We start from the raw sequence: 21,824 nt of genomic DNA, 5'->3' as shown, positions 1-21,824 counted from the left end.
ATCAGTCTCACGAACTCTGTGCGAGTGCATTATCCGGACGGATACGGCGCTGGTCGCCGAGCCGTCGGGTCAAGCCAATACGGTCGAAGAACTCGAGAATCTGGATACTGCGCTTGCGGCCGATGCCCACTGCATCGCGAAATGCGGCTGCCGGTATCACTGGATTATCCGCGGACAGTTGCAACAGCATAGCTGCCAACTGGCGTACCGTGGCGTCAGTGTAAAACAGGTCGCGTACCACTTGATGGACCTGCCCCAACCGCGCCAATTTGCGCAGCAGCAAGCGCACGGCCGCTTCATCATGATGAGTCGCATTGGCCAGATCGCGGACCCAGGGCGAGTCGAAACCCGCCTGTTCGAACAGCGGCTTCAGCTGCAGCCACAGCACCTCGTCTTCTTCGCTCAGACGCACCTGGTGTTCGGGTAAATGCAACCAAGGGCCACTGGCGGCAATGGCGCCGCCGGCCAGCAATTCGTCGAGCAGGCTGATGAAGGTCGGTCGGTCCAGCGACATGCCTGCGAATCGACGCAAACGATCACGGTCCGGTCCCAATTGGTCGGGTTCCAGTTGATGAAAGCGCGCGAGTTGCTCCAGCACCCGGGCTTTCAGGGCCTGCCAATGGGCATCGCTGAACAATCGCGGCCCTTGGCGCGTGGCAATCACGAGGATATCGGCCGGTAGCTGCCACGTGGCGCGCAGGCGATTGAACTGGCGCTCAAGGCGTTGTGGGTCGAGTCCTGCGTCGCTATTGCCGAACAGCGTCGGCAAGACCTGTTCCAGGGTGTTGGTGTCGGCCAAGGCCTGTAGCTGTGCCAGCCGGGCCGGACTGCGCCGCTGGCGTGCCGGTGCAAACGGGTCGAGCACCCGCCCCCCGCCAAGGGTGCGTTGGGCGCTCTGGTCACGCAGGACCAGGTGATCACCCTGCACCGCCTGCAGTGGCGCATTCACCAACAATTGCGCGAACATTCGGTGCCCCGGCGCCAGGCTTTCACCCTCCAGTAATGCGACCCGAGCGGTGACATCTTGAGTGCCCAGGTGTACGTGCACCGGGCTGAAATGTGTAAAGGTACGCGTCTCGCTGGCGAGCAGTTGCATGTCGATGTCCAGACGCTGGGTGGGCGCATACAGCCACTCGGCCAGCAACCAGTCGCCACGATGGATCTGCTCCAGGGCCAGGCGCTCAGCGCTCAGGTTTAACGCCAACCGTTGCCCGGCCGATCCTTCGACGGCGGCCTGGTTCTGCGCATGCAGACCGCGCACCCGCACGGGCTTGCCGGATGCGCCCAGCAGCAACGTGTCGCCCACTGTTACCTGTCCGGCCAAGGCCGTCCCGGTCACCACGATGCCGGTACCGGCAACGCTAAAGGCACGATCGATGGCCAAGCGGAAACCGCCACAGGCAATGCGTTGCTGAATTTCGCGCTGTGCATCCAGCAATGCCTGACGCAGGGTCTCGATACCCTCCCCGGTCACGCTCGACAACACGATCTGCTGCGCCCCAGCATAGGGCCCGGGCGCGAGCAACGTTTCGACCTCGACCTGAACCGCCCGCACCCGTGCCGCGTTCACCCGGTCGCACTTGCTGATCGCCACCAGCGCCCGAGGGATCCCCAGCAGCTCGATGATCGCCAAATGCTCGCGGGTCTGAGGCATCACCCCATCATCCGCAGCCACCACCAGCAACACCAAGTCAATGCCCTGAATACCGGCGAGCATGTTGTGGATGAAGCGCTCATGACCGGGCACGTCAATAAAACCGGTAAGCGCCGCTCCGGGCTCCAGCACCGCGTAAATGAAACCCAGGTCGATGGTGATGCCACGCTCGCGCTCTTCCCGGCGGCGGTCACCTGACTGACCGGTCAAGGCCTTGAGCAAGGCGGTCTTGCCGTGATCGATGTGCCCTGCAGTGCCAACGATCACCCTGCCCGGCCCTGCCCTTGCAGTTGATCAAGCTGAGCCAACCAGGCCGTCTCATCGTCAAGCTGGCGCAGATCTAACCATAGGGCGTCGTCGTCGATGCGCCCGAGCACTGGAATGGGCAAGCCCCGCAATGTCGCCTCCAGCCCCTGCAACCAACGCCCGCGCAGCCGTTTAGGCGCGTGCGGTGTCAGGCACAATGCGGCGCTGGGCAGTCGGGCCACGGGCTGGCTACCGCTGCCGATCATGCTCAGCGCTGGCAACGCCGCGACGCCCCAGTCGTCGCCCAACACGTGCGCCAGTAAAGGGCGCAAGCGTTCAGCCTGAGCGAAAATATCGGTCTGGGGACGGGTGAGCAGGCGCAAGGTAGGCAGGCGTTCAGCCAGTCGGTCGGGGTCGCGGTACAAACCCAGTACCGCTTCGAGGGCCGCCAGGGTCAGTTTGTCTACCCGCAACGCACGCTTGAGCGGGTTCTTCTTGATTCGTGCGATCAGGTCCTTGCGGCCTACGATCAATCCGGCCTGGGGGCCTCCCAGCAACTTGTCGCCGCTGAAGGTCACTATATCGGCACCGTCGATCAGCGCCTGAAGCACCGTGGGTTCCGCGGGCAGTCCCCAGCGGGTCAAGTCCAACAGACTGCCGCTGCCCAGATCTTCGAGCAATGGCAGGCCGTGACGGTGGGCGAGTTGCGCCAGTTCGGCGGTGGGCACCTGAGCGGTGAACCCCTGAATGCTGTAATTGCTGGTGTGCACGCGCATCAACAGACCACTACGAGGTCCAATGGCGGCTTCGTAGTCACGGGCATGGGTGCGGTTGGTGGTGCCCACTTCATGTAGCTTGACCCCGGCCCGGGCCATGATGTCGGGAATGCGAAATGCGCCGCCGATTTCGATCAACTCGCCACGGGAGATAATGCCTTCTTTGCGCGCGCCCAGACTGTTGAGCGCAAGCAAGACGGCGGCAGCGTTGTTGTTGACCACCGTCACCGCTTCCGCGCCGGTCAGTTCGCGAATCAGGCCTTCAATCAAGTCGTCGCGGTCACCGCGTTTGCCGGTTTGCAAGTCGAATTCCAGATTGAGCGGATAGCGCGCAGCCTGTTGCATGGCCTCAATGGCTTCCTCCGGCAACAGCGCCCGCCCGAGGTTGGTGTGCAGCACCGTACCGGTGAGATTGAACACCCGTCGCACCCGGCTGGCGTGCTGGTTTGCCAGGCGTTCGCCTACCCTCCCTGCCAATACCTGCGCCGTGAGTTCAACCGCATCAAGCTGACCCCGCTGAACCGATTCGCGCAGGTCATCAAGCAATTGTCGCAGGGTGGCGAGCAATGCATCGCGGCCATACCGTTCTGCCAGTGGCCGGCAGGCGGGGCTGCGCAGCAGACTGTCTATCGAGGGCAGGCGCAAGACGCTGGAGGCAGGATTGGAGGGCATTCAGGGCTCCGGGAATGACGCGGAAGTGGGTCCGTGTATACAGAAAGCCTGAGTGTAGCCGCTGTGCTCAACCTCCTCCCGGTGTGAGCATCAGGTTTGGCGCTTGGCGTTGGTAGCCATCCAGGTCCAGACGCATGTCCAGCGTCAGGCTGGTCAGGTCCGCCGAAAGCGCCTCGGCTTCTGCATCATTTTCCAGGTAAAGCAGTTTCAGGTAGCTGTTGCAGCCGGGACAGATTTCAGCCCGCAGGGGCGCCTGATTGGCTGCATAGCGGTCATCTTCGAAGCTGACATATTTCAGCCCCTTGCTCTGTTCGCAGTAGATGCATTTGACCCGCACCACATGCCATTCGCAGGCACATAACGAACACACCAGGTAGCGCAATCCGTTGTACTTGCCACGGTGGCGAATCACCCCCGCCATGGCTGGCGAACCGCAGGCCGGGCATTGGCCGAGACTGTCGCAGGGCTTCAGGTCCACGGTTGGCATGTGCAGCAACCAGTGACTCCAGGCGGCCTGCAAGGCTGCACCGAGAAACGGCACCAGCGCTGCGGGCACCCCCTCAAACTGACCGCTGAGCAATGCGATGGCCCACGCCCTGCGCTGCCCGGCACTGGCGTTGCGCAAGGTCGCGAGGGCATTTTGCACTGGCGGCTGGGGCGGTGCCTGATAACGCAGTAGCAAGGCGTCCAGATACGGCTGCCAACCGTCCTCGCGCACCAGACTGTCGGCGGCCAGCGGCGGCAAGCCGTGTTGCTGACATAAAAGCACGTGCTCGGGGTCTGGGATTATGGCTGACGGCGGTTGATCCATCAGGCTCTGCTGGACGCGGCAAAGAGAGGCTATCAGCATCAGATAGTCGGCCAGCGGATGCCCATGGCCCACCTGTTCCAGACGTTGGGCACGTAACGTGAACAGAGTGTGCGGTGGCAGGTACAGAAACGGCGGCGCACTGGCTGACGCTTCGATCTGTCCGGGCTCTAGTATCGTGCTCAAGAACTCATCCCTTTTTGGTTATCGGACGGTCGGGACGCTCAACACGGTTGTCATCGCGAGTTACCTCGCGGTACCAGAGCTCATGGTGTTTCTTTGCCCAGGCACTGCTGACCCAGCCATGCAGCATGGCGTTCACAGAACCCTTGATCCAGATGCCCGCATAGATATGCACGATAATGCTCAGTATCAGCACAAAGGCCGCCACCGCATGCAACAGCATCGCCAGGCGAATGGCCGTGATACTGAAGTAGTTGCTGAAATAGACGCGCCAGATCACCAGACCGCTGAACAACAGCACCCACATGCAGATCAGTAAAGTCCAGAACAGCAGTTTCTGCCCAGGGTTGTACTTACCGATTGGCGGTACGCCCTCCTCTTCGTTACGCATTACACGGTTAATCCGCTTGAGCCACAGGCGGTCGTTGGCGATAAAGAAGTTAGCCCGCCAGAAACGGATAACCAGCCCCAGAAACAGCAGGAACATCAGGACGCCCATGAAGGGGTGCAGGATGCGTGTCCAGGGTCCGCCGCCAAACACGTGGCTGAGCCAGAACAGCGCCGGGTGAAACAATGCCAATCCTGACAGGGCCGCCATGAAAAACAGAATCGCTACCAGCCAATGGTGGGTGCGTTGATTGGCGGTGTAACGCAGGATCGGTTTGTGGTTCATGGTCTGTCCTCCCCGCGAGAGCCTGGGTTATGCGGATCATAGACATGCACGGCCGGGTCGACTTCGTGCACGCTGGGGTCCTTGCCTGCCTGATGTTCGTCTTCCTCGACCCGCTGCGGACCAATGCGCACGTAATGGAAAAAGCCCGCCAGCACCGCCGCCCCCATGGCCAGCAACGCCAGGGGTTTGCTCACGCCTTTCCAGAGGTCCACGAACGGGCTGATCACCGGGTCCTTCGGCAAGCCCGCGTAGAGCGAAGGATCGTCGGCGTGGTGCAGCACGTACATCACATGGGTACCACCGACCCCGGAAGGATCGTACAGACCCGCGTGCTCGAAGCCCCGGGACTTAAGGTCCACGATGCGTTCGGCGGCGTGCTCTTTCATGTCCTCTTTGCTGCCGAACACGATTGCTCCGGTCGGGCAGGTCTTGACGCAAGCGGGCTCCAGACCTACTGCCACCCGGTCCGAGCACAGCGTGCACTTGTAGGCCTTGTGATCCTTCCGCGAGATGCGCGGGACATCGAAGGGGCAGCCGGTGATGCAATAGCCGCAGCCGATGCAATGGTCCTGATTGAAGTCGACGATGCCGTTGGCGAGTTTGACGATTGCCCCCGGACTCGGGCATGCCTTCAGGCAGCCAGGGTCAGCGCAATGCATGCAACCATCCTTGCGGATTAGCCATTCCAGGTTGCCGGCCGTGTTTTCATGCTCAGTGAAGCGCATCAGCGTCCAGGTCTCGGCGCTGAGGTCCTGGGGGTTGTCGTAAGTCCCGTGGTTGTGGCCGACCTCGTCGCGCAGTTCATTCCATTCCGAACAGGCAACCTGACACGCCTTGCAACCGATGCACTTGGTGGTGTCGATCAGCTTGGCCACTTCCTCTTGTTGACGCACCGAGGGCGGTACGGTGGTGGTGGCCGAGCGGGCGATAATGTCTTGGCTGGCCATCTAGATTTTCTCCACGTTGACCAGGAATGACTTGGATTCCGGAGTCTGGGAATTGCCGTCACCGAGGAATGGCACCAGGGTATTGGTCAGGTAGCCATGGCGGGTGAGCCCGGTAAAGCCCCAGTGCAGCGGGATGCCGATATGGTGCACCGTCTGGTTGTTGACTTGCAGCGGTCGAATCCGTTTAGTCACCACCGCCACCGCCTCGATATGCCCGCGCTTGGAGCTGACCCGTACCCGGTCGCCCGCGACGATGCCCTTTTCCTTGGCCAGGACTTCTCCAATCTCGACAAATTGCTCGGGTTGGGCAATTGCGTTGAGCCGGCAATGCTTGGTCCAAAAGTGAAAGTGCTCTGTCAGCCGGTAACTGGTAGCGGCATAGGGGAAGTCCTTGGCCGTCCCGAGCGAGTCCCAGACTGAATCGAAAATACGGGCAGCCGGATTGCTCGTGACCTTTTTGTTGTTGGGGTGCAGCGGGTTGATGCCGATAGGCGTCTCGAACGGCTCGTAATGTTCCGGGAACGGCCCTTCGGCCATTTTGTCGACGGCAAAGAAACGCGCCACCCCTTCGGGGTTCATGATGAAGGGATTCATGCCCGCTTCTGGCGCCACATCGGCCTTGTAGTCGGGAACGTCAGTGCCGGTCCAGACCTTGCCGTTCCACCACAGTAGACGCTTGTTCTCGGCCCAGGGTTTGCCCTGCGGATCGGCCGAGGCGCGGTTGTAGAGAATGCGTCGGTTCATCGGCCAGGCCCACGCCCACCCTAGGTGCTGCTTCATGCCATAAGGGTCGCTGTTGTCGCGGCGGGCCATCTGGTTGCCCTGTTCGGTCCAGCTGCCGCAGAAAATCCAGCAGCCTGATGCGGTGCTGCCGTCGTCCTTGAGCTGGGCGAAGCCGGGCAGCTGCTGGCCGCTCTTGACCACCGCGCCGCTGGCATCGGTAAAGTCGGCGGTAGCGCTGCCATTGATTTCCCGGGCCAACTCCTCGGGTGATGGCTCGTCCGGAATCTTGTAGGGCCAACTGAGCTTGAGGATCGGGTCGGGAAATGCACCGCCGTGGGCCTGATAGCGCTGGCGCAGACGCAGGAACAGCTCGGTCATGATCTGCACGTCGGTGCGGGCTTCTCCAGGGCCGTCGGCGCCTTTCCAGTGCCATTGCAACCAGCGACTGCTGTTCACCAGCGAGCCGTCTTCTTCGGCGAAACAGGTGGTGGGCAGACGTATGACTTCGGTCTGGATACTGGCGGTATTGACGTCATTGTAGGGCCCGACATTGCGCCAGAACTCTGAGGTTTCGGTTGCCAGCGGGTCCATTACCACCAGCCATTTGAGCTTGGCCAACGCTGCGGTTACCCGATTTTTGTCAGGCAACGCCGCGATGGGGTTGAAGCCCTGGCACATGTAGCCGTTGACCTTGCCCTGGCCCATCATGTCGAACATTTTCAGGATGTCGTAGCTGGGGATGTCGAGTTTGGGCAGCCAATCGTAGCCCCAGTGGTTTTCCACCGTGGCGTTGGCGCCGTACCAGGATTTCATCAGGCTGACGTGGAACTTGCCGTAGTTCTGCCAGTAGGACAACTGCCCTGGACGCAACGGCTTTAGCGCACGCTTGGCAACATAGGCGTCGTAGTCCTGTTCGCCATCGCTCGGCAGTGTCAGGTAGCCGGGCAGCGAGTTTGACAAGAGTCCGAGGTCCGTCAGGCCCTGGATGTTGGAGTGCCCGCGCAAGGCATTGACCCCGCCGCCTGGCATGCCGACGTTGCCCAGCAACAGTTGCACCATGGCCGCGCTGCGGATCATTTGTGAGCCGACCGAATGCTGCGTCCAGCCCAGGGCATAGAGAATCGTCATGGTTTTGCCCGGTTGCGCGCAGGTGGCGATCTCGGTCCATATCTTAACCATGGCGTCTTGCGGCATGCCGCAGATCTGACTGGCCAGCTCCGGGGTATAGCGGCTGTAGTGGTGCTTCATCAACTGATAGACACAGCGCGGGTCTTGCAGGGTCGGATCGACTTTAGCAAAGCCATCCTCACCGAGTTCGTAACCCCAGCTTGATTTATCGGTATAGGTCCGTTTGGCCGCGTCGTAGCCGGTGAATAATCCGTCCTCGAAGCCGAAGCCCGCCTTCACAATGAATGACACGTCGGTATAAGCGCGCACGTACTCATGCTGAATTTTATCTTCAGCGAGCAAGTAGTTGATCAGACCACCCATGAACGCTATGTCGCTGCCGGTACGAATTGGCGCGTAATAGTCGGCCACTGAGGCGGTACGGGTAAACCGTGGGTCGACCACGATCAGCCGCGCCTGATTGTGCGCTTTGGCTTCAGTCACCCATTTGAAGCCACACGGGTGAGCTTCGGCAGCATTACCACCCATGACCAGGATCAAGTTCGCGTTGGCGATATCGGTCCACGTATTGGTCATGGCTCCACGGCCGTACGTCGGGGCAAGACTTGCCACCGTCGGACCGTGTCAGACACGCGCCTGGTTATCGAACCCCAGCATGCCAAGACTTCGAATGACCTTATGGGTCAGGTACCCTGCCTCGTTGGACGCCGCAGAGGCGGCGAGAAAACCCACCGACAGCCAGCGGTTAACCGTCTGGCCCTGGGCGTTCTTCTCGATGAAGTTGGCATCACGGTCCGCCTTCATCAGGTCGGCGACACGGTCGAGCGCTTCATCCCAGGACACCCGCATCCACTCATCGCTACCCGCCTTGCGCACCTGCGGGTATTGCAAACGGTCTGGACTGTGGATGAAGTCCAGCAAGCCAGCGCCTTTAGGACACAAAGTGCCGCGGTTGACCGGATGGTCAGCATCGCCTTCGATGTGGATGATGCTTTGGGCGACGTTCTTGGCCGTATCGCCCTGGCTGTACATGATCAAGCCGCAGCCCACCGAACAATAGGGGCAGGTGTTACGGGTTTCATGGGTGTGGGCCAGCTTGAAGTGACGCACGTGCTCGGCGAAGGCTGGCTCCGGGGCCATGCCTAGCGCGGCCAGGCTTGAGCCGCCAAGTCCAACAGCGGCGACCTTGAAGAACTGACGACGGTTGAGATCCATCGTGTACTCCTGATCAGGTGGAGGACACTCTGGACGTGGCCGGGGTGTCTTGGACGATCACGCTTGCGTCGACGGCGCGGCCGCCGACACTTGATACTTTAGTAAAGATTGCAAGCGCTGTAATGAAACCGGATCGCCGGTGATCGCCAACTGCCAGCCATCCCTGATCAAGGTGCTGGATATCAGAAGTTCGCGGGGGTGTTCGCGCTGATGATCTCAGCCTCGTCCTGCCCGATATTCTGGAACCGGTGAGGCAAGGTGGTGGAGAAATAGTAACCGTCACCGGCATTGAGCACGCTGACCTGGCCATCAACCGTCAACTCGACCGTGCCGCGTGTCACCAGTCCGCACTCCTCGCCTTCGGCATGCACGATGGGTTCCTCGCCAGAACTCGCGCCTGGTGCGTATTGCTCGCGCAAAAAACGCATCTGCCGACTCGCCACGGTCGCACCTATGAGCAACAGACGCAGGCCATTACGGCCCAGATCGGGTTGTTCATTGGCGCGGAAGACGTAGCGGTCCTCCCGAGGGGGTTGATCAAAGGTAAAGAAATCCGCCAGCGACATGGGTATGCCGCCGAGCAATTTCTTCAGAGAGCTGACTGAAGGGCTTACACGATTCTGCTCAATCAGGGAGACCGTGGCATTCGTGACGCCGCTACGCCTGGCCAGCTCGCGCTGAGACAGTTTGTAGCTTTCACGTACTAATTTGAGTCGTGTCCCCGTGTCCATGGCAGCCTTATGTGAAAAATACTCAAAGGGTAGAGCGTCGAGTATTAAATCACGTTTGTTCATAGAGCTCAGCCGATTGCATAAGTGGCCGACAAAAAGAACGGCGGCCTGCGTTGAACGGGCCGCCGCAATCAATGTGTGCTAGATGCCGAACCGGTCACGCATGGCGTAATACGTGGCACCCAGGGCCGTAAGTGGAACCTGGAATGCCCTGCCACCCATCATCGGCATGTGCGGGAGCGATGCAAACGCGTCGAAGCGTTCCGCGTCACCACGGATCATCTCCGAGATCAGTTTCCCGGCCAGGTGCGAGCAGGTCACGCCATGCCCGCTGTAGCCTTGCATGTAGTAGGCATTTTTTTCAACACGACCGAACTGGGGCATGCGGGACATGGTCAGCAAGAAGTTGCCTGTCCAGCGGTAATCAATTTTGACCCCTTTCAACTGCGGAAACGTCTTGAGAATTTTGGGCAGGATCAGTTGCTCAATGTCTTTTGGCTCGCGGGCACCGTAAACCACCCCACCCCCGTAAAGCAGGCGGTTGTCCGCCGTGAGCCGGAAGTAATCGAGCAGGTAGTTACAGTCTTCGACACAGTAATTATGAGTGATCAGGCTCTTGGCAACTTTCTCCGACAACGGCTCGGTCACGACGATTTGTGAACCGCACGGCATGCTCTTGCGCGTCACGCGCGGGTCCAGGTCTTCGTTCAGGTAAGCGTTGCCCGCAATCAGCAGGTACTTTGCTCTGACCTGGCCTTTGGCCGTGCTCACAACGATAGGCTCGCCGTAAGCGATGTTGATCGCGGCCGACTGCTCGAAGATTTTACCGCCCAGCCGAATGATGGCCGCCGCTTCACCCAGCGCCAGGTTCAACGGATGAACGTGCCCACCCGACATGTCCAGAAGGCCACCGACATAATTATCAGTACCGACTTCTTTAGCAATGTCGGCGGCACTGAGCATCTGCAGTTGCTGGTTTCCGTAGCGCTCCCAATGACTTTTTTGCCCTGCAAGACCTTTGAGTTGCTTCTTGTTGAGCGCAGCGAAAATGCCGCCTTGGCGGTAATCGCATTGGATGTCGTATTGCTTGATTCGCTGGCGGATGATGTCTCCCCCCTCGAAAATCATGCTTCCCAGCACTTGCGCGGTTTTATCGCCGTAACGCTGTTCGATGACATCGACGTCACGGCTGTACGAGTTGACCAGTTGACCGCCGTTGCGACCGCTCGCCCCGAAGCCCACTTTGGCGCTTTCCAGGACGGTCACGCTGTAGCCTGCTTCGGTGAGAAACAGCGCCGATGACAAGCCGGTGTATCCCGCGCCGATCACACAGACATCGCATTCGATAACCTGGTCAAGAATCGGGAAATCGCCGACGTTGTTCCGGGTCGCGGCGTAGTAGCTATTTACGTAAGGTTGCATGATTGAATTCCTCGGCGGGACACACATCTGCGCATGTGTCCGCCTTTTTCAAGAGGTTTAAAGCTTGATCCAGGTTGCCTTGAGCTCGGTGTACTTATCGAACGCATGCAATGACTTGTCTCGACCGTTGCCCGATTGCTTGAATCCGCCAAAGGGCGCGGTCATATCGCCGCCGTCGTACTGGTTGACCCAGACACTGCCGGCCCGAAGGCCTCTGGCAACGCGGTGAGCCTTGCTCAAGTCCCGCGTCCAGACGCCCGCCGCCAAGCCAAAGATGCTGTCGTTGGCGATGCTCAACGCTTCTTCGACCGTGTCGAAGGTGATGACCGATAGCACCGGACCGAAGATCTCTTCCTGGGCAATGGTCATCGCATTGGTCACACCCTCGAAGATCGTCGGTTCGATATACAGGCCGCCGGTGTCCTCAAGAATTCTATTGCCGCCCGCGAGTAACCGGGCGCCTTCCTTCTTGCCGACTTCGATGTACCTGAGTACGGACTCAAGCTGACGCTCATCGACCACTGCGCCTACGGTCGTCGCTGGGTCCAGAGCATGCCCTGGCATCCAGGCTTTTAGTGCGTCGACCACCATGGGAACGAACTGATCCTTGATCGACCGCTCAACCAGCAACCGTGAACCCGCCGTACAGACTTCGCCCTGGTTGAAGGCAATAGCACTGGCCGCCGCCTGCGCTGCAGCGTGCAAATCGGGAGCATCGGCAAAGACGATGTTAGGGCTTTTGCCACCCGCCTCGAGCCACACCCGTTTCAGGTTGCTTTGCCCGGCATAGATCAGCAGCTGCTTGGCGACAGCGGTGGAGCCGGTAAACGCCAGTACATCAACATCCGCATGCAACGCCAGCGCCTTGCCAACCGTATGACCGAACCCCGGCAATACGTTGAAGACACCCTTGGGTATCCCCGCTTCCAGCGCCAACTGGGCAATCCTGATCGCCGACAGTGGCGACTTCTCAGACGGTTTGAGAATAAAGGAGTTACCTGCAGCCAGCGCCGGCGCAAACTTCCAGCTGGCCATGATCAACGGAAAGTTCCATGGCACGATGGCCGCGACGACTCCCGTCGGCTCACGGGTGATAAGCCCAAGTTGGTCCGCCGAGGTAGGTGCGACCTCGTCGTAAATCTTGTCGATTGCCTCTGCGTTCCATCGGATCGCGTTAGCAGTCGCGGGCACATCGATCGCCAGGGCGTCGCTGATGGGTTTACCCATATCAAGGGTTTCCAGCAGCGCCAGTTCCTCTCGATGGGCGAGGATCAGGTCGGCGAAACGGATAAGAATCCGCTTGCGCTCTACCGGCGCGAGCCGTGACCACACGCCCGATTCGAACGCCCGACGAGCGGCCTGTACCGCGATGTCGGCATCGGCCACGTCGGTGCTGGCGACGTTCGCCAGAAAGCGCCCGTCGACCGGGCTGTTACTGGCGAACGTTTGGCCGCTGGCGGCCCAGCAGTATTGGCCGTCAATGAATGCCCGACCTTCAAGGGTGAGTGACTGGAAGTACTGCTCCCAGTCGCTACGATTTTTGACCATATTTAAAACTCAACGCAGAGAATGTTGGCGAGCGTCAGACCGTGTGCAAGTACCAGTTGTACTCAAGGTCTGAAATGGAGTTCTCAAACTCGGCAAGCTCGCTCTCCTTGCACGCAACAAAAACGTCGATGTACTTGGGGTCGATGTAGCGCGCCAAAATCTCGCTGTCATCCAGCTCGCGCAACGCATCGCGCAGGTTGTTGGGCAGGCTTTGCTCGTTCTGTTCGTAGGAGTTGCCTGCAACAGGCTCCCCCGGCTCGATCTTGTTGGTCAGGCCGTGATGCACACCGGCGAGGACCGCCGCCATCAACAGATACGGGTTGGCGTCCGCGCCCGCCACCCGGTGTTCGATACGCACCGCATCCGGGGACCCGGTCGGTACTCGAATCGCCACCGTCCGGTTATCGATCCCCCAGCTAGGAGAGTTCGGTACATAGAACTGCGCGCCGAAGCGACGGTACGAGTTTACGTTCGGGCAGAGGAAAGCCATCGAGGCCGGTAAGGTTTCCAGCACACCACCAATGGCATGGCGCAGGATCTCGCTTTTTTCCGGGTCGTCGCAGGTAAAAATGTTTTTGCCGTCTTTGTCCAAAATAGAAATATGCACGTGCAGCCCGTTACCCGCTTGTCCGGGATACGGTTTGGCCATGAAGGTGGTGTCCATTTCATGGTCATAAGCGATGTTCTTGATCAGGCGCTTGAGCAAGACCGCGTAATCGCACGCCTTGATCGGATCAGCGACGTGATGCAGGTTCACCTCGAATTGCGCGGGCGCACTTTCCTTGACGATGGCATCCGCGGGGATACCTTGCTCCTTGGCACCTTCAAGAATGTCTTGCAGGCAATCGACGTATTCGTCCAGATCATCGATCAGGTACACCTGAGTCGAATGCGGACGTTTGCCGGAGATTGGCGAGCGTGGAGACTGCGGACGACCGTTCACGTTCTCCTGGTCAATCAGGTAGAACTCCAGCTCGAAGGCGGCGCAGATGGTCAGCCCCATCTCATCGAATTTGCTGACGACCTGACGCAATACTTCGCGAGGGTCGGCGAAAAACGGCTGCCCTTCGAGTTCGTGCATGGTCATGAGCAGTTGAGCAGTCGGACGTTTTTGCCAAGGTTCGTCGCAGAGGGTGTCAGGGATCGGATAACAGATTCGGTCGGAATCACCGATATCCAGACCCAAGCCTGTGCTTTCCACTGTAGAGCCGTTGATGTCCAGGGCAAACAGGGAGGCAGGCAGGTTGATACCTTTCTCGTAGACCTTGTGGAGACTGGTGCGCTCGATGCGTTTACCACGCACCACGCCGTTCATGTCCGCAATCAGCAGGTCAACGTACAAAACCTCAGGATGTTTCTTAAGGAATGCGTTCGCTTCATTGAGCTGAACGGCACGCAGGGGTACCGACATGTTGGAAGACCTTTATTGTTAATAATAATATTCACCGCCCTTTCACACCCCCAGTCAATCCGAAAGGATTTAGGAAGTCAACGGGTATTATTTGCGCAATATCGAACAGTAAGGATCTTTTGTGCGAAATCTTTTACAGAACGGTTGTTAATTAAAATCAACATGGCTAAGCTCCGGAAAAGCTCGTTCAAGTGCATTTTTCGAGGTGATAAAAATGGCAATCAAGCCATTGGTTGGTGCGACTGCGTGCGTCAAAGACATTGGGTTGCATACCTACCATGTGAGCGGGGACAAGTACTTGCGTGCTGTGTGCGTCGCCGCGCAAGGGATTCCCGTCGTTATTCCGTCCCTGGCGGAACTGACTGATATAGACGGGTTGCTGGAACATTTGGACGGCCTGTTGTTTACCGGTTCGCCCTCAAATGTTGAGCCGTTCCACTATCAGGGCGCGGCAAGCGAAGCGGGCACCGCCCACGACCCCCAGCGTGATAGCACCACCCTTCCCCTGTTACGCGCAGCGGTGGCTGCTGGCGTTCCAGTGCTCGGCATTTGTCGGGGTTTCCAGGAAATGAACGTGGCGTTCGGCGGCAGCCTTCACCAGAAAGTGCATGAGACCGGCACGTTCATGGATCATCGCGAAGCCGACGATTCAAGCCTGGAAATCCAATATGGTGCCGCCCATACCGTGCATGTGCAGCCTGGCGGCGTATTCGAAGCACTCGATCTGCCTCCTGTTATCCAGGTCAATTCAATTCATTCCCAAGGCATTGAACGGCTGGCACCCGGCTTACGGGTCGAAGCCACCACCAGCGATGGACTGATCGAGGCGATCTCAATCGAGGGCAGCAAGACCTTTGCCGTCGGCGTGCAATGGCACCCTGAATGGCAGGTGCTATCGAACCCTCCTTACTTGAGTATTTTCCAGGCGTTTGGCGACGCGTGTCGGCAGCGTGCTGCGCGTCGAAGCGTGCGCTGACGGCTCGATTTCAAGCGCACACGACAATGTCCAATGATCCAGACGTCACTGTGAAGTGGACTGTGCATCTGCACGTCCCTCACAGCGGCCACCCCGGTATTAACGACAAAACAAGATGCAGCATTGGGCGGCAGGGACAGCTGCGCCGGATAAACCCGCCTCAAGCGGGTTTGTCATCAACCCATTAAGTCCGGCCGTATTGGCCAGGCTACTAACACCTGTTGGGAGTTTCACATGGCTAACGCCTCCAGCATTTACAGGAAGGCTCTTGAAGGCAATCCGCGCCCTAAAAAGGTGCTGGTTAAAATTGATCGCGTAACCAAGAAGTTTGACGAAACGATTGCGGTGGACGATGTGTCCCTGGAAATCCATCAGGGTGAAATTTTCGCCTTGCTAGGCGGTTCAGGTTCAGGCAAATCAACGCTCTTGCGCATGCTGGCAGGCTTTGAGCGACCGACTGAAGGGCGAATCTACCTTGATGGTGTGGACATCACTGACATGCCGCCCTACGAGCGGCCAATCAACATGATGTTTCAGTCTTACGCGCTGTTCCCGCACATGACGGTGGCGCAGAACATTGCCTTTGGGCTTAAGCAGGACCGACTTCCCGCAGTTGAAATCGAAGCCCGCGTAGAAGAAATGCTCAAACTGGTTCATATGAGCCAATACGCCAAACGCAAGCCCCACCAGCTCTCGGGGGGACAACGTCAGCGTGTTGCCTTGGCTCGCTCACTGGCTAAAAGGCCCAAACTGCTGTTGCTCGACGAGCCAATGGGCGCGTTGGACAAGAAGCTGCGCTCGCACATGCAACTGGAGCTGGTTGAAATCATTGAGCGGGTCGGCGTGACCTGCATCATGGTGACCCACGATCAGGAAGAGGCCATGACCATGGCCCAACGTATCTCCATCATGCACCTGGGCTGGATCGCTCAGACCGGTAGCCCGATCGACATCTACGAAGCACCCGCCAGCCGCCTGGTGTGCGAATTCATTGGCAACGTGAATGCGTTCGACGGCGTCGTAATTGAAGACCAGGAAGGCTACGCGGTCATCCAGTGCCCGGATCTTGCGCAGAACATATACGTCGGCCATGGGATCAGTACATCGGTCGAAGACAAGACCATCACCTATGCCCTTCGCCCGGAGAAGCTGCTGGTGACGACGATAAAACCCGACGCCCGGTATAACTGGTCCGAAGGCAAGGTTCACGACATCGCCTATTTGGGCGGGCACTCGGTGTTTTACGTAGAACTGCCCAGTGGCAAGATCGTTCAGGCATTCATGGCCAATGCTGAACGCAGAGGCGCGCGTCCGACCTGGGATGATTCGGTCTATGTCTGGTGGGAGGATGACAGCGGCGTGGTATTGCGCTCATGAGCACTATCAAGCGGCTAATACCCAGCGGACGCCAAATGGTTATCGGCGTCCCCTTCATATGGCTATGCCTGTTTTTTGCGCTGCCGTTCTTCATCGTGATGAAGATCAGCTTTTCCGAAGCAGCGTTGGCCATTCCACCCTACACAGATATTTACACCTTCGCCGAGCAGAAGTTTCAACTGCTCCTGAACATGGGCAACTATGCCCTGTTGACCAATGATGAGTTGTACCTCTCGGCGTACCTGGGCTCATTGAAAGTGGCCTTTTTCAGTACGCTGATGTGCCTGTTGATCGGCTTCCCAATGGCCTATGCCATCTCCAAAGCCCGAAAGGAAGCACAGACCGTATTGTTGCTGCTGATCATGATGCCTACCTGGACGGCGATCCTGATCAGGGTTTACGCCTGGATGGGCATCCTGAGCAATAACGGTCTGTTGAATGCGTTTTTGCTTTGGACCGGTCTGATTCAAGAGCCGATAGAAATATTGAACACCAATATCGCTGTGTACATAGGCGTGGTGTACGCCTACCTGCCCTTCATGGTCCTGCCGCTGTTTGCCAACCTGGTCAAGCATGACCAGAGCCTGCTCGAAGCCGCCTCGGACCTGGGCTCAAGCACGCTCAACAGCTTCTGGAAAATCACCCTGCCCTTGGCCAGGAACGGCATCATCGCCGGCTGTATGTTGGTGTTCATTCCTGTGGTCGGTGAGTTCGTCATTCCCGAACTACTGGGCGGGCCGGAAACCCTGATGATCGGCCGTGTGTTGTGGCAGGAGTTTTTCAACAACCGTGACTGGCCTGTCGCCTCTGCACTCGCAGTGATCATGCTCGCCATCCTGATCGTGCCCATCGTGCTCTTCAACCGTAGCCAAGCCAAAGAGATGGAGGGACGGGCATGAACCGTTTCGGATTTTCAAGACTGATGCTGGTGCTTGGCCTGATGTTCATTTATCTGCCAATGCTGATTCTGGTGATCTTCTCGTTCAACGCCTCCAAGCTCGTCACTGTCTGGGGTGGATGGTCCATTCATTGGTACGCGGGCCTGCTCGACAACAAGCAATTGATGGGGTCCGTCGCCCGGTCCCTTGAAATTGCCTGCTACACCGCAGTCGCCGCCGTGATCCTCGGAACCCTGGCCGCCTTTGTCCTGACGCGAGTGACTCGCTTCAAGGGCCGCACGCTGTTTGGTGGTCTGGTAACGGCGCCACTGGTCATGCCGGAGGTGATCACCGGCCTGTCGTTGCTGCTGCTGTTCATCGCGATGGCCCAGATACTGGGGTGGCCGCAGGAGCGCGGCCTGATGACAATCTGGATCGCCCACACCACCTTCTGCTCCGCTTATGTAGCGGTGGTGGTTTCGTCACGTCTGCGTGAGTTGGACCTGTCGATCGAGGAAGCGGCCATGGACCTGGGCGCGCGTCCCTGGAAGGTGTTTGCGCTGATCACCATCCCCATGATCGCGCCGTCACTGGCAGCAGGCGGCATGATGTCCTTCGCCTTATCGCTGGACGACCTGGTACTCGCCAGTTTCGTTTCCGGCCCAGGCTCGACAACGTTGCCAATGGAGGTTTTCTCTGCGGTACGCCTTGGGGTCAAGCCCGAGATCAACGCCATTGCGAGTCTGATTCTGCTGACGGTCTCTTTCGCCACGTTCCTGGTCTGGTATTTCGGTCGCAGGGCCGAAGCCAACCGCAAAGTCGCGATTCAGGAAGCCATGGAGCAGACCGCGAGCGAATCGTGGAAACAACCGGAACAGAAAATGGCAGAAGCGGTTGCCTAGGCAGCCGCAGTTCTATGAACCGCCGCTGGACACGCGTAAAACCCGGTAAGTAAATAGAACGCCACCTTGAATACAACCATAGGCGCCTTCGGGTGCCTTTTTTTTGAGGTGGATGTCGACCTGAGGAGTAAAACAACAGAGGGGCGATGATTCAAGCCAGATTAAAACGCCAGCTTGTAACCAATGAAAACCAGCATTATTGCCAGGCAAGGACGCAGTGTCTCGTCAGACACTCGACCCGTTAAATGGCTCCCCATGTAAATCCCTGGAAGTGAACCTATCAACAGGAAACCTAATACGTGCCAATCCATATTACCCATACTCGCATGCCCCAAACCCGCAACCAGCGTCAGCGGGACCGCGTGTGCGATTTCGGTACCGACTAAGCGCTTGGTGGCCAGAAAAGGGTACAGGATAAAGAGTGCTACGGTGCCTAATGCGCCAGCGCCAATGGAGGTCAATGCCACCATGGTGCCCAGTATCAACCCCGTGAGTACCGTCAGCAGATTCAAGCGCGAGCCGCTGAGGTTATAGCTGCCGCCAGCACGTTTGTGGGCAAATTCAAGCAGCCTTTTCTTGAAGAAAACGGCGAGTGCTGTCACCAGCAAAACAAAGCCCAATGTTTGCTTAATCACCGCATTCATTGCTTCAGGGGCATGCAGACTGCTCAAAAACCACAGCGTCAGCGCCACCGCCGGCACACTACCAAGTGTCAGCCAGCCGGTGATGGCCCAGTCAATATTTTTGTTCTTTCGGTGAACCAGTACGCCGCCCGACTTCGTGATGGCCGCATACAGTAAGTCCGTGCCCACTGCGGTGGCCGGGTTAATTCCAAACCAAAGTAAAATCGGCGTCATTAAAGAGCCGCCACCCACGCCTGTCATCCCTACAACAAACCCGACAACCAAGCCTGCAACGACCAATCCAGCACTGCCAAAATCCATTACCACATCCCACAAATCAAGCGCGACTGCATGAAAAATATGGCCCGCAGCATAGCGACCTTTCTTAATAACCAGTTATATCGATATGGTCTATCTTTATGCTTTTCTCTACTGAATGGACTACACCTACACGTCCTTGCGCCAGGCCATGATTCGTTCAAGACTCATGGCCGCCAGATCGTCCCGCGCCCTCTAGCGCAGTAGATGCACGACCATACCAATAAGCGCACAGGCCATCAGTACCTGAATGACCCCACGTTTGAAGCGAAACAAGGCAATAGCCGCTGCAATCGCGATCAGCGCAGAGGGCCAATCGAGATTGCCATTGAACCCTTTGGGCCAAAGCACGTGGTAACCGAAGAAACATGCCAGATTGAGAATCACCCCAACCACCGCTGCTGTAATCCCGGTGAGCGGCGCGGTGAACTTGAGTTCGTTGTGAGTCGACTCCACTAGCGGGCCGCCAGCGAGGATGAACAGAAACGAAGGCAGGAAGGTAAACCACGTCACCAGTGTGGCCGCGACGGCGCCCGCAAGAAACACATGATCGGCACCGAAAACCTGCAGGACATAAGCACCGATGAAACCGACAAAGGCCACCACCATGATCAGCGGCCCAGGCGTGGTTTCCCCCAGCGCCAGACCATCGATCATCTGTGTCGGGGTCAGCCACCCAAAGTGACCGACCGCACCCTGGTAGACATAGGGAAGCACTGCATAGGCGCCGCCAAACGTCAGCAACGCGGCCTTGGTAAAGAACCAGCCCATCTGGGTCAAGGTGCCTTCCCAGCCAAAGAGCACAGTCAATACCCCCATCGGCAACGACCACAGTACAGCCCCTACGAGCATCAGCATTGCCAGTTTAGACCAGCGAAATCGGGCATGGTCAGGGGATGGGGTGTTGTCATCAATCAATGCCGGGCCGAAGGACTTTTGAGCTGCGCTATGGCCTCCGGTCCTGAAGGTCTCGGGAGCCAGGCGTCCACCGATATAGCCGAGCAACGCAGCACCCAGCACGATCAACGGGAACGGGACATTGAACGCAAATATGGCGATGAATGAAGCTGCCGCTATGGCCCACAGCCAATTGTTGTTTAGCGCTCGCGAGCCGATTCGATGAGCAGCCTGTACCACGATGGCCGTCACGGCGGGCTTGATGCCATAGAAAAGCCCAGCCACCACGGATACTTCGCCAAAGGCGATATACAGCCAGGATAATGCGATCAGGATGAACAGCGAGGGCAACACAAACAGCACACCTGCGATCACGCCTCCCCAGGTTCGATGCATCAGCCAACCAATGTAGATCGCCAACTGCTGCGCCTCGGGTCCTGGAAGCAACATGCAGTAGTTAAGGGCATGTAGAAATCGCCTTTCTGAAATCCAGCGCCGACGCTCTACCAGCTCCTGGTGCATGATCGATATCTGCCCCGCAGGCCCACCGAAGCTGATGAAACCTAATTTCAACCAGAACCAGAACGCCTCACGGAAACTGATGGCGTCAGGCCGTGGCAGCTCCTGTTCAACGGCTGAGGGGGTGACGTCACTCATGGGGATGTTCCTTTTTCACACGCTCGGCGAGCGTGAGCAATAGCCTTCAGGGGAAACGGATTCGCGTAAGGCCGCCAGTATACGTTCGATGCCAGCAGGTTCTACCGGTTGAATGGCCCTCTCATTGGCGAGCCTGCTTATTGACTGAACCCGACCAAACAATTTGACATTTATCAAGAAAATCCATGTCTCATGACCTATGTTTTAGCCATTCGAGCAAACGGGGACAGTCTCAACTAGCCTCTCTTTATTGCAAGAAAAAAGACCTCGGGACAAGCATAAAATCCCGGGTTCTATAGCTACAACTCGCGCTTAATAGCGCCCTTGAAGAGCGATGACTCATGAGCCTATTCCGCACATTGACCGTTGGTGTTGCCATGAGCTGCTGGTTAGTGGCTGGCTGCACCTCCAAGATTACAGAAAAGGAACAATATTCCGGTTTTATTTCGAATTACGACGGGTTGCAGGAAACAACCTTGCCCAGCGGTCAAACGGTGTTGCGTTGGGTAGCGCCCAGTTTTAAACCTTCGGCTTACTCTGTTGTTGTTTTTCGCCAACTCGAATTGTACCCAGCTCCCAAACCGAATGAACGCGTGAGCATGCAGACGTTGCAGTCATTGCAGTCGTTCGCCAGCTCTAGCGTAAAAACCGCTTTGGCTCAAAAGTACCGCGTCGTCACGACCCTGAAAGAAGCGCCTGCAGGTTCTCGCGCAATGATCTTGCGCTCGGCCATCACCGGAGTAACAGCGTCCAACGAAGGCATGCATTGGTACGAAGTGGTACCTGTGGCTGCTGTGGTAGGCGGTGTCACTGCAGCCTCTGGGAGTCGTGATCAAGATACGGAACTGTACGTCGAGTCCGAGCTTATCGATGCAACGACAGGTGCTCCCTTGGTGAAGGCGGTGCGAAAGGTGTTTGGTAAAACCCTCGAAAATAATCGCCAGGCTGTGAGTGCAGATGACTTCAAAGCCGCGATCAAGATTGTCACTGATGATATGAAGGCCTTTATCAAGTGATCGTCGTAATGGCTATCCTTTATGACCTGTAACTTCTGAAGTG

General features: G+C 57.9%; 17 protein-coding genes. 5 read left to right on the top strand and 12 right to left on the bottom strand.

The genetic code is table 11. The features are described from left to right. Positions 1-7: 7 nt before the first annotated feature. The 10 genes from selB to ACVBEG_RS10685 form a co-directional block, all read right to left on the bottom strand. Positions 8-1,921 carry a selenocysteine-specific translation elongation factor gene (selB, locus tag ACVBEG_RS10730; RefSeq protein WP_447107685.1) on the bottom strand — a complete coding sequence of 638 codons (1,914 nt, stop codon included), beginning with the start codon at positions 1,919-1,921 and terminating at the stop codon, positions 8-10. After that, positions 1,918-3,348 (bottom strand): L-seryl-tRNA(Sec) selenium transferase, encoded by a 1,431-nt coding sequence (gene selA, locus ACVBEG_RS10725; protein WP_447107684.1) that lies wholly within the window; start codon positions 3,346-3,348, stop codon positions 1,918-1,920. Before selA ends, selB begins: the two co-directional genes overlap by 4 nt. Positions 3,349-3,415: 67 nt before the next feature. Further along, positions 3,416-4,342, bottom strand: a complete 927-nt coding sequence (fdhE, locus tag ACVBEG_RS10720) for a formate dehydrogenase accessory protein FdhE (RefSeq protein ID WP_322179331.1) — start codon at positions 4,340-4,342, stop codon at positions 3,416-3,418. Positions 4,343-4,346: 4 nt separating this feature from the next. Continuing rightward, positions 4,347-5,012, bottom strand: a complete 666-nt coding sequence (locus ACVBEG_RS10715) for a formate dehydrogenase subunit gamma (RefSeq protein WP_322179332.1) — start codon at positions 5,010-5,012, stop codon at positions 4,347-4,349. Beyond that, on the bottom strand, positions 5,009-5,959 hold the full coding sequence (gene fdxH / locus ACVBEG_RS10710) for a formate dehydrogenase subunit beta (RefSeq protein ID WP_322179333.1): 951 nt from the start codon (positions 5,957-5,959) through the stop codon (positions 5,009-5,011). Before fdxH ends, ACVBEG_RS10715 begins: the two co-directional genes overlap by 4 nt. Then, on the bottom strand, positions 5,960-9,025 hold the full coding sequence (gene fdnG, locus ACVBEG_RS10705) for a formate dehydrogenase-N subunit alpha (RefSeq protein ID WP_447107683.1): 3,066 nt from the start codon (positions 9,023-9,025) through the stop codon (positions 5,960-5,962). A 182-nt stretch (positions 9,026-9,207) separates the two neighbouring features. Further along, a complete protein-coding gene (locus tag ACVBEG_RS10700; RefSeq protein ID WP_322179335.1) occupies positions 9,208-9,756 on the bottom strand; it encodes a cupin domain-containing protein in 549 nt (182 codons plus the stop codon). Between the two features lie 141 nt (positions 9,757-9,897). Beyond that, on the bottom strand, positions 9,898-11,178 hold the full coding sequence (locus ACVBEG_RS10695) for an NAD(P)/FAD-dependent oxidoreductase (RefSeq protein WP_443690319.1): 1,281 nt from the start codon (positions 11,176-11,178) through the stop codon (positions 9,898-9,900). Between the two features lie 57 nt (positions 11,179-11,235). Further along, positions 11,236-12,726 (bottom strand): aldehyde dehydrogenase, encoded by a 1,491-nt coding sequence (locus tag ACVBEG_RS10690; protein WP_322179336.1) that lies wholly within the window; start codon positions 12,724-12,726, stop codon positions 11,236-11,238. 34 nt (positions 12,727-12,760) lie between these two features. Then, the gene (locus ACVBEG_RS10685) at positions 12,761-14,137 is read right to left on the bottom strand and encodes a glutamine synthetase family protein (RefSeq protein WP_322179337.1); all 1,377 of its coding nucleotides are present in this window, start codon (positions 14,135-14,137) and stop codon (positions 12,761-12,763) included. Between the two features lie 214 nt (positions 14,138-14,351). On the opposite strand from ACVBEG_RS10685, the gene ACVBEG_RS10680 reads away from it, so the two are divergent. The 4 genes from ACVBEG_RS10680 (at position 14,352) to ACVBEG_RS10665 (ending at position 18,270) form a co-directional block, all read left to right on the top strand. Beyond that, complete coding sequence (locus tag ACVBEG_RS10680) at positions 14,352-15,113, top strand: gamma-glutamyl-gamma-aminobutyrate hydrolase family protein (RefSeq protein ID WP_447107682.1); 762 nt, start codon at positions 14,352-14,354, stop codon at positions 15,111-15,113. Positions 15,114-15,347: 234 nt separating this feature from the next. Then, positions 15,348-16,490, top strand: coding sequence for a polyamine ABC transporter ATP-binding protein (gene potA / locus ACVBEG_RS10675; RefSeq protein WP_323565813.1), 1,143 nt, complete (start codon positions 15,348-15,350; stop codon positions 16,488-16,490). Between the two features lie 17 nt (positions 16,491-16,507). Further along, positions 16,508-17,389 (top strand): ABC transporter permease subunit, encoded by an 882-nt coding sequence (locus ACVBEG_RS10670; RefSeq protein ID WP_322182696.1) that lies wholly within the window; start codon positions 16,508-16,510, stop codon positions 17,387-17,389. Beyond that, positions 17,386-18,270, top strand: coding sequence for an ABC transporter permease subunit (locus ACVBEG_RS10665; RefSeq protein ID WP_322179340.1), 885 nt, complete (start codon positions 17,386-17,388; stop codon positions 18,268-18,270). The genes ACVBEG_RS10670 and ACVBEG_RS10665 overlap by 4 nt, the downstream gene beginning before the upstream one ends. A 161-nt stretch (positions 18,271-18,431) precedes the next feature. On the opposite strand, the gene ACVBEG_RS10660 is transcribed toward ACVBEG_RS10665, so the two are convergent. Continuing rightward, complete coding sequence (locus ACVBEG_RS10660; RefSeq protein ID WP_322179341.1) at positions 18,432-19,214, bottom strand: sulfite exporter TauE/SafE family protein; 783 nt, start codon at positions 19,212-19,214, stop codon at positions 18,432-18,434. 192 nt (positions 19,215-19,406) lie between these two features. Beyond that, positions 19,407-20,765: a chromate efflux transporter gene (gene chrA / locus ACVBEG_RS10655; protein WP_322216137.1), complete on the bottom strand. Its 1,359-nt coding sequence runs from the start codon at positions 20,763-20,765 to the stop codon at positions 19,407-19,409. 341 nt (positions 20,766-21,106) lie between these two features. Here chrA and ACVBEG_RS10650 point away from each other — a divergent pair, with 341 nt between their 5' ends. After that, positions 21,107-21,781 (top strand): DUF3313 domain-containing protein, encoded by a 675-nt coding sequence (locus ACVBEG_RS10650; RefSeq protein WP_322179343.1) that lies wholly within the window; start codon positions 21,107-21,109, stop codon positions 21,779-21,781. Positions 21,782-21,824: the final 43 nt, after the last annotated feature.

This window comes from Pseudomonas sp. GG8 (assembly GCF_052976945.1).
This window is presented reverse-complemented; position numbering and strand designations above follow the sequence as displayed.

What these genes read in the sequence shown, in the direction of transcription:
- ACVBEG_RS10715 (WP_322179332.1), bottom strand. Translation starts at nt 5,012, where the DNA reads ATGAACCACAAACCGATCCTGCGTTACACCGCCAATCAACGCACCCAC.
- selA (WP_447107684.1), bottom strand. Translation starts at nt 3,348, where the DNA reads ATGCCCTCCAATCCTGCCTCCAGCGTCTTGCGCCTGCCCTCGATAGAC.
- ACVBEG_RS10650 (WP_322179343.1), top strand. Translation starts at nt 21,107, where the DNA reads ATGAGCCTATTCCGCACATTGACCGTTGGTGTTGCCATGAGCTGCTGG.
- potA (WP_323565813.1), top strand. Translation starts at nt 15,348, where the DNA reads ATGGCTAACGCCTCCAGCATTTACAGGAAGGCTCTTGAAGGCAATCCG.
- ACVBEG_RS10690 (WP_322179336.1), bottom strand. Translation starts at nt 12,726, where the DNA reads ATGGTCAAAAATCGTAGCGACTGGGAGCAGTACTTCCAGTCACTCACC.
- ACVBEG_RS10695 (WP_443690319.1), bottom strand. Translation starts at nt 11,178, where the DNA reads ATGCAACCTTACGTAAATAGCTACTACGCCGCGACCCGGAACAACGTC.
- ACVBEG_RS10700 (WP_322179335.1), bottom strand. Translation starts at nt 9,756, where the DNA reads ATGGACACGGGGACACGACTCAAATTAGTACGTGAAAGCTACAAACTG.
- chrA (WP_322216137.1), bottom strand. Translation starts at nt 20,765, where the DNA reads ATGAGTGACGTCACCCCCTCAGCCGTTGAACAGGAGCTGCCACGGCCT.
- ACVBEG_RS10680 (WP_447107682.1), top strand. Translation starts at nt 14,352, where the DNA reads ATGGCAATCAAGCCATTGGTTGGTGCGACTGCGTGCGTCAAAGACATT.
- ACVBEG_RS10660 (WP_322179341.1), bottom strand. Translation starts at nt 19,214, where the DNA reads ATGGATTTTGGCAGTGCTGGATTGGTCGTTGCAGGCTTGGTTGTCGGG.
- fdxH (WP_322179333.1), bottom strand. Translation starts at nt 5,959, where the DNA reads ATGGCCAGCCAAGACATTATCGCCCGCTCGGCCACCACCACCGTACCG.
- ACVBEG_RS10685 (WP_322179337.1), bottom strand. Translation starts at nt 14,137, where the DNA reads ATGTCGGTACCCCTGCGTGCCGTTCAGCTCAATGAAGCGAACGCATTC.
- ACVBEG_RS10665 (WP_322179340.1), top strand. Translation starts at nt 17,386, where the DNA reads ATGAACCGTTTCGGATTTTCAAGACTGATGCTGGTGCTTGGCCTGATG.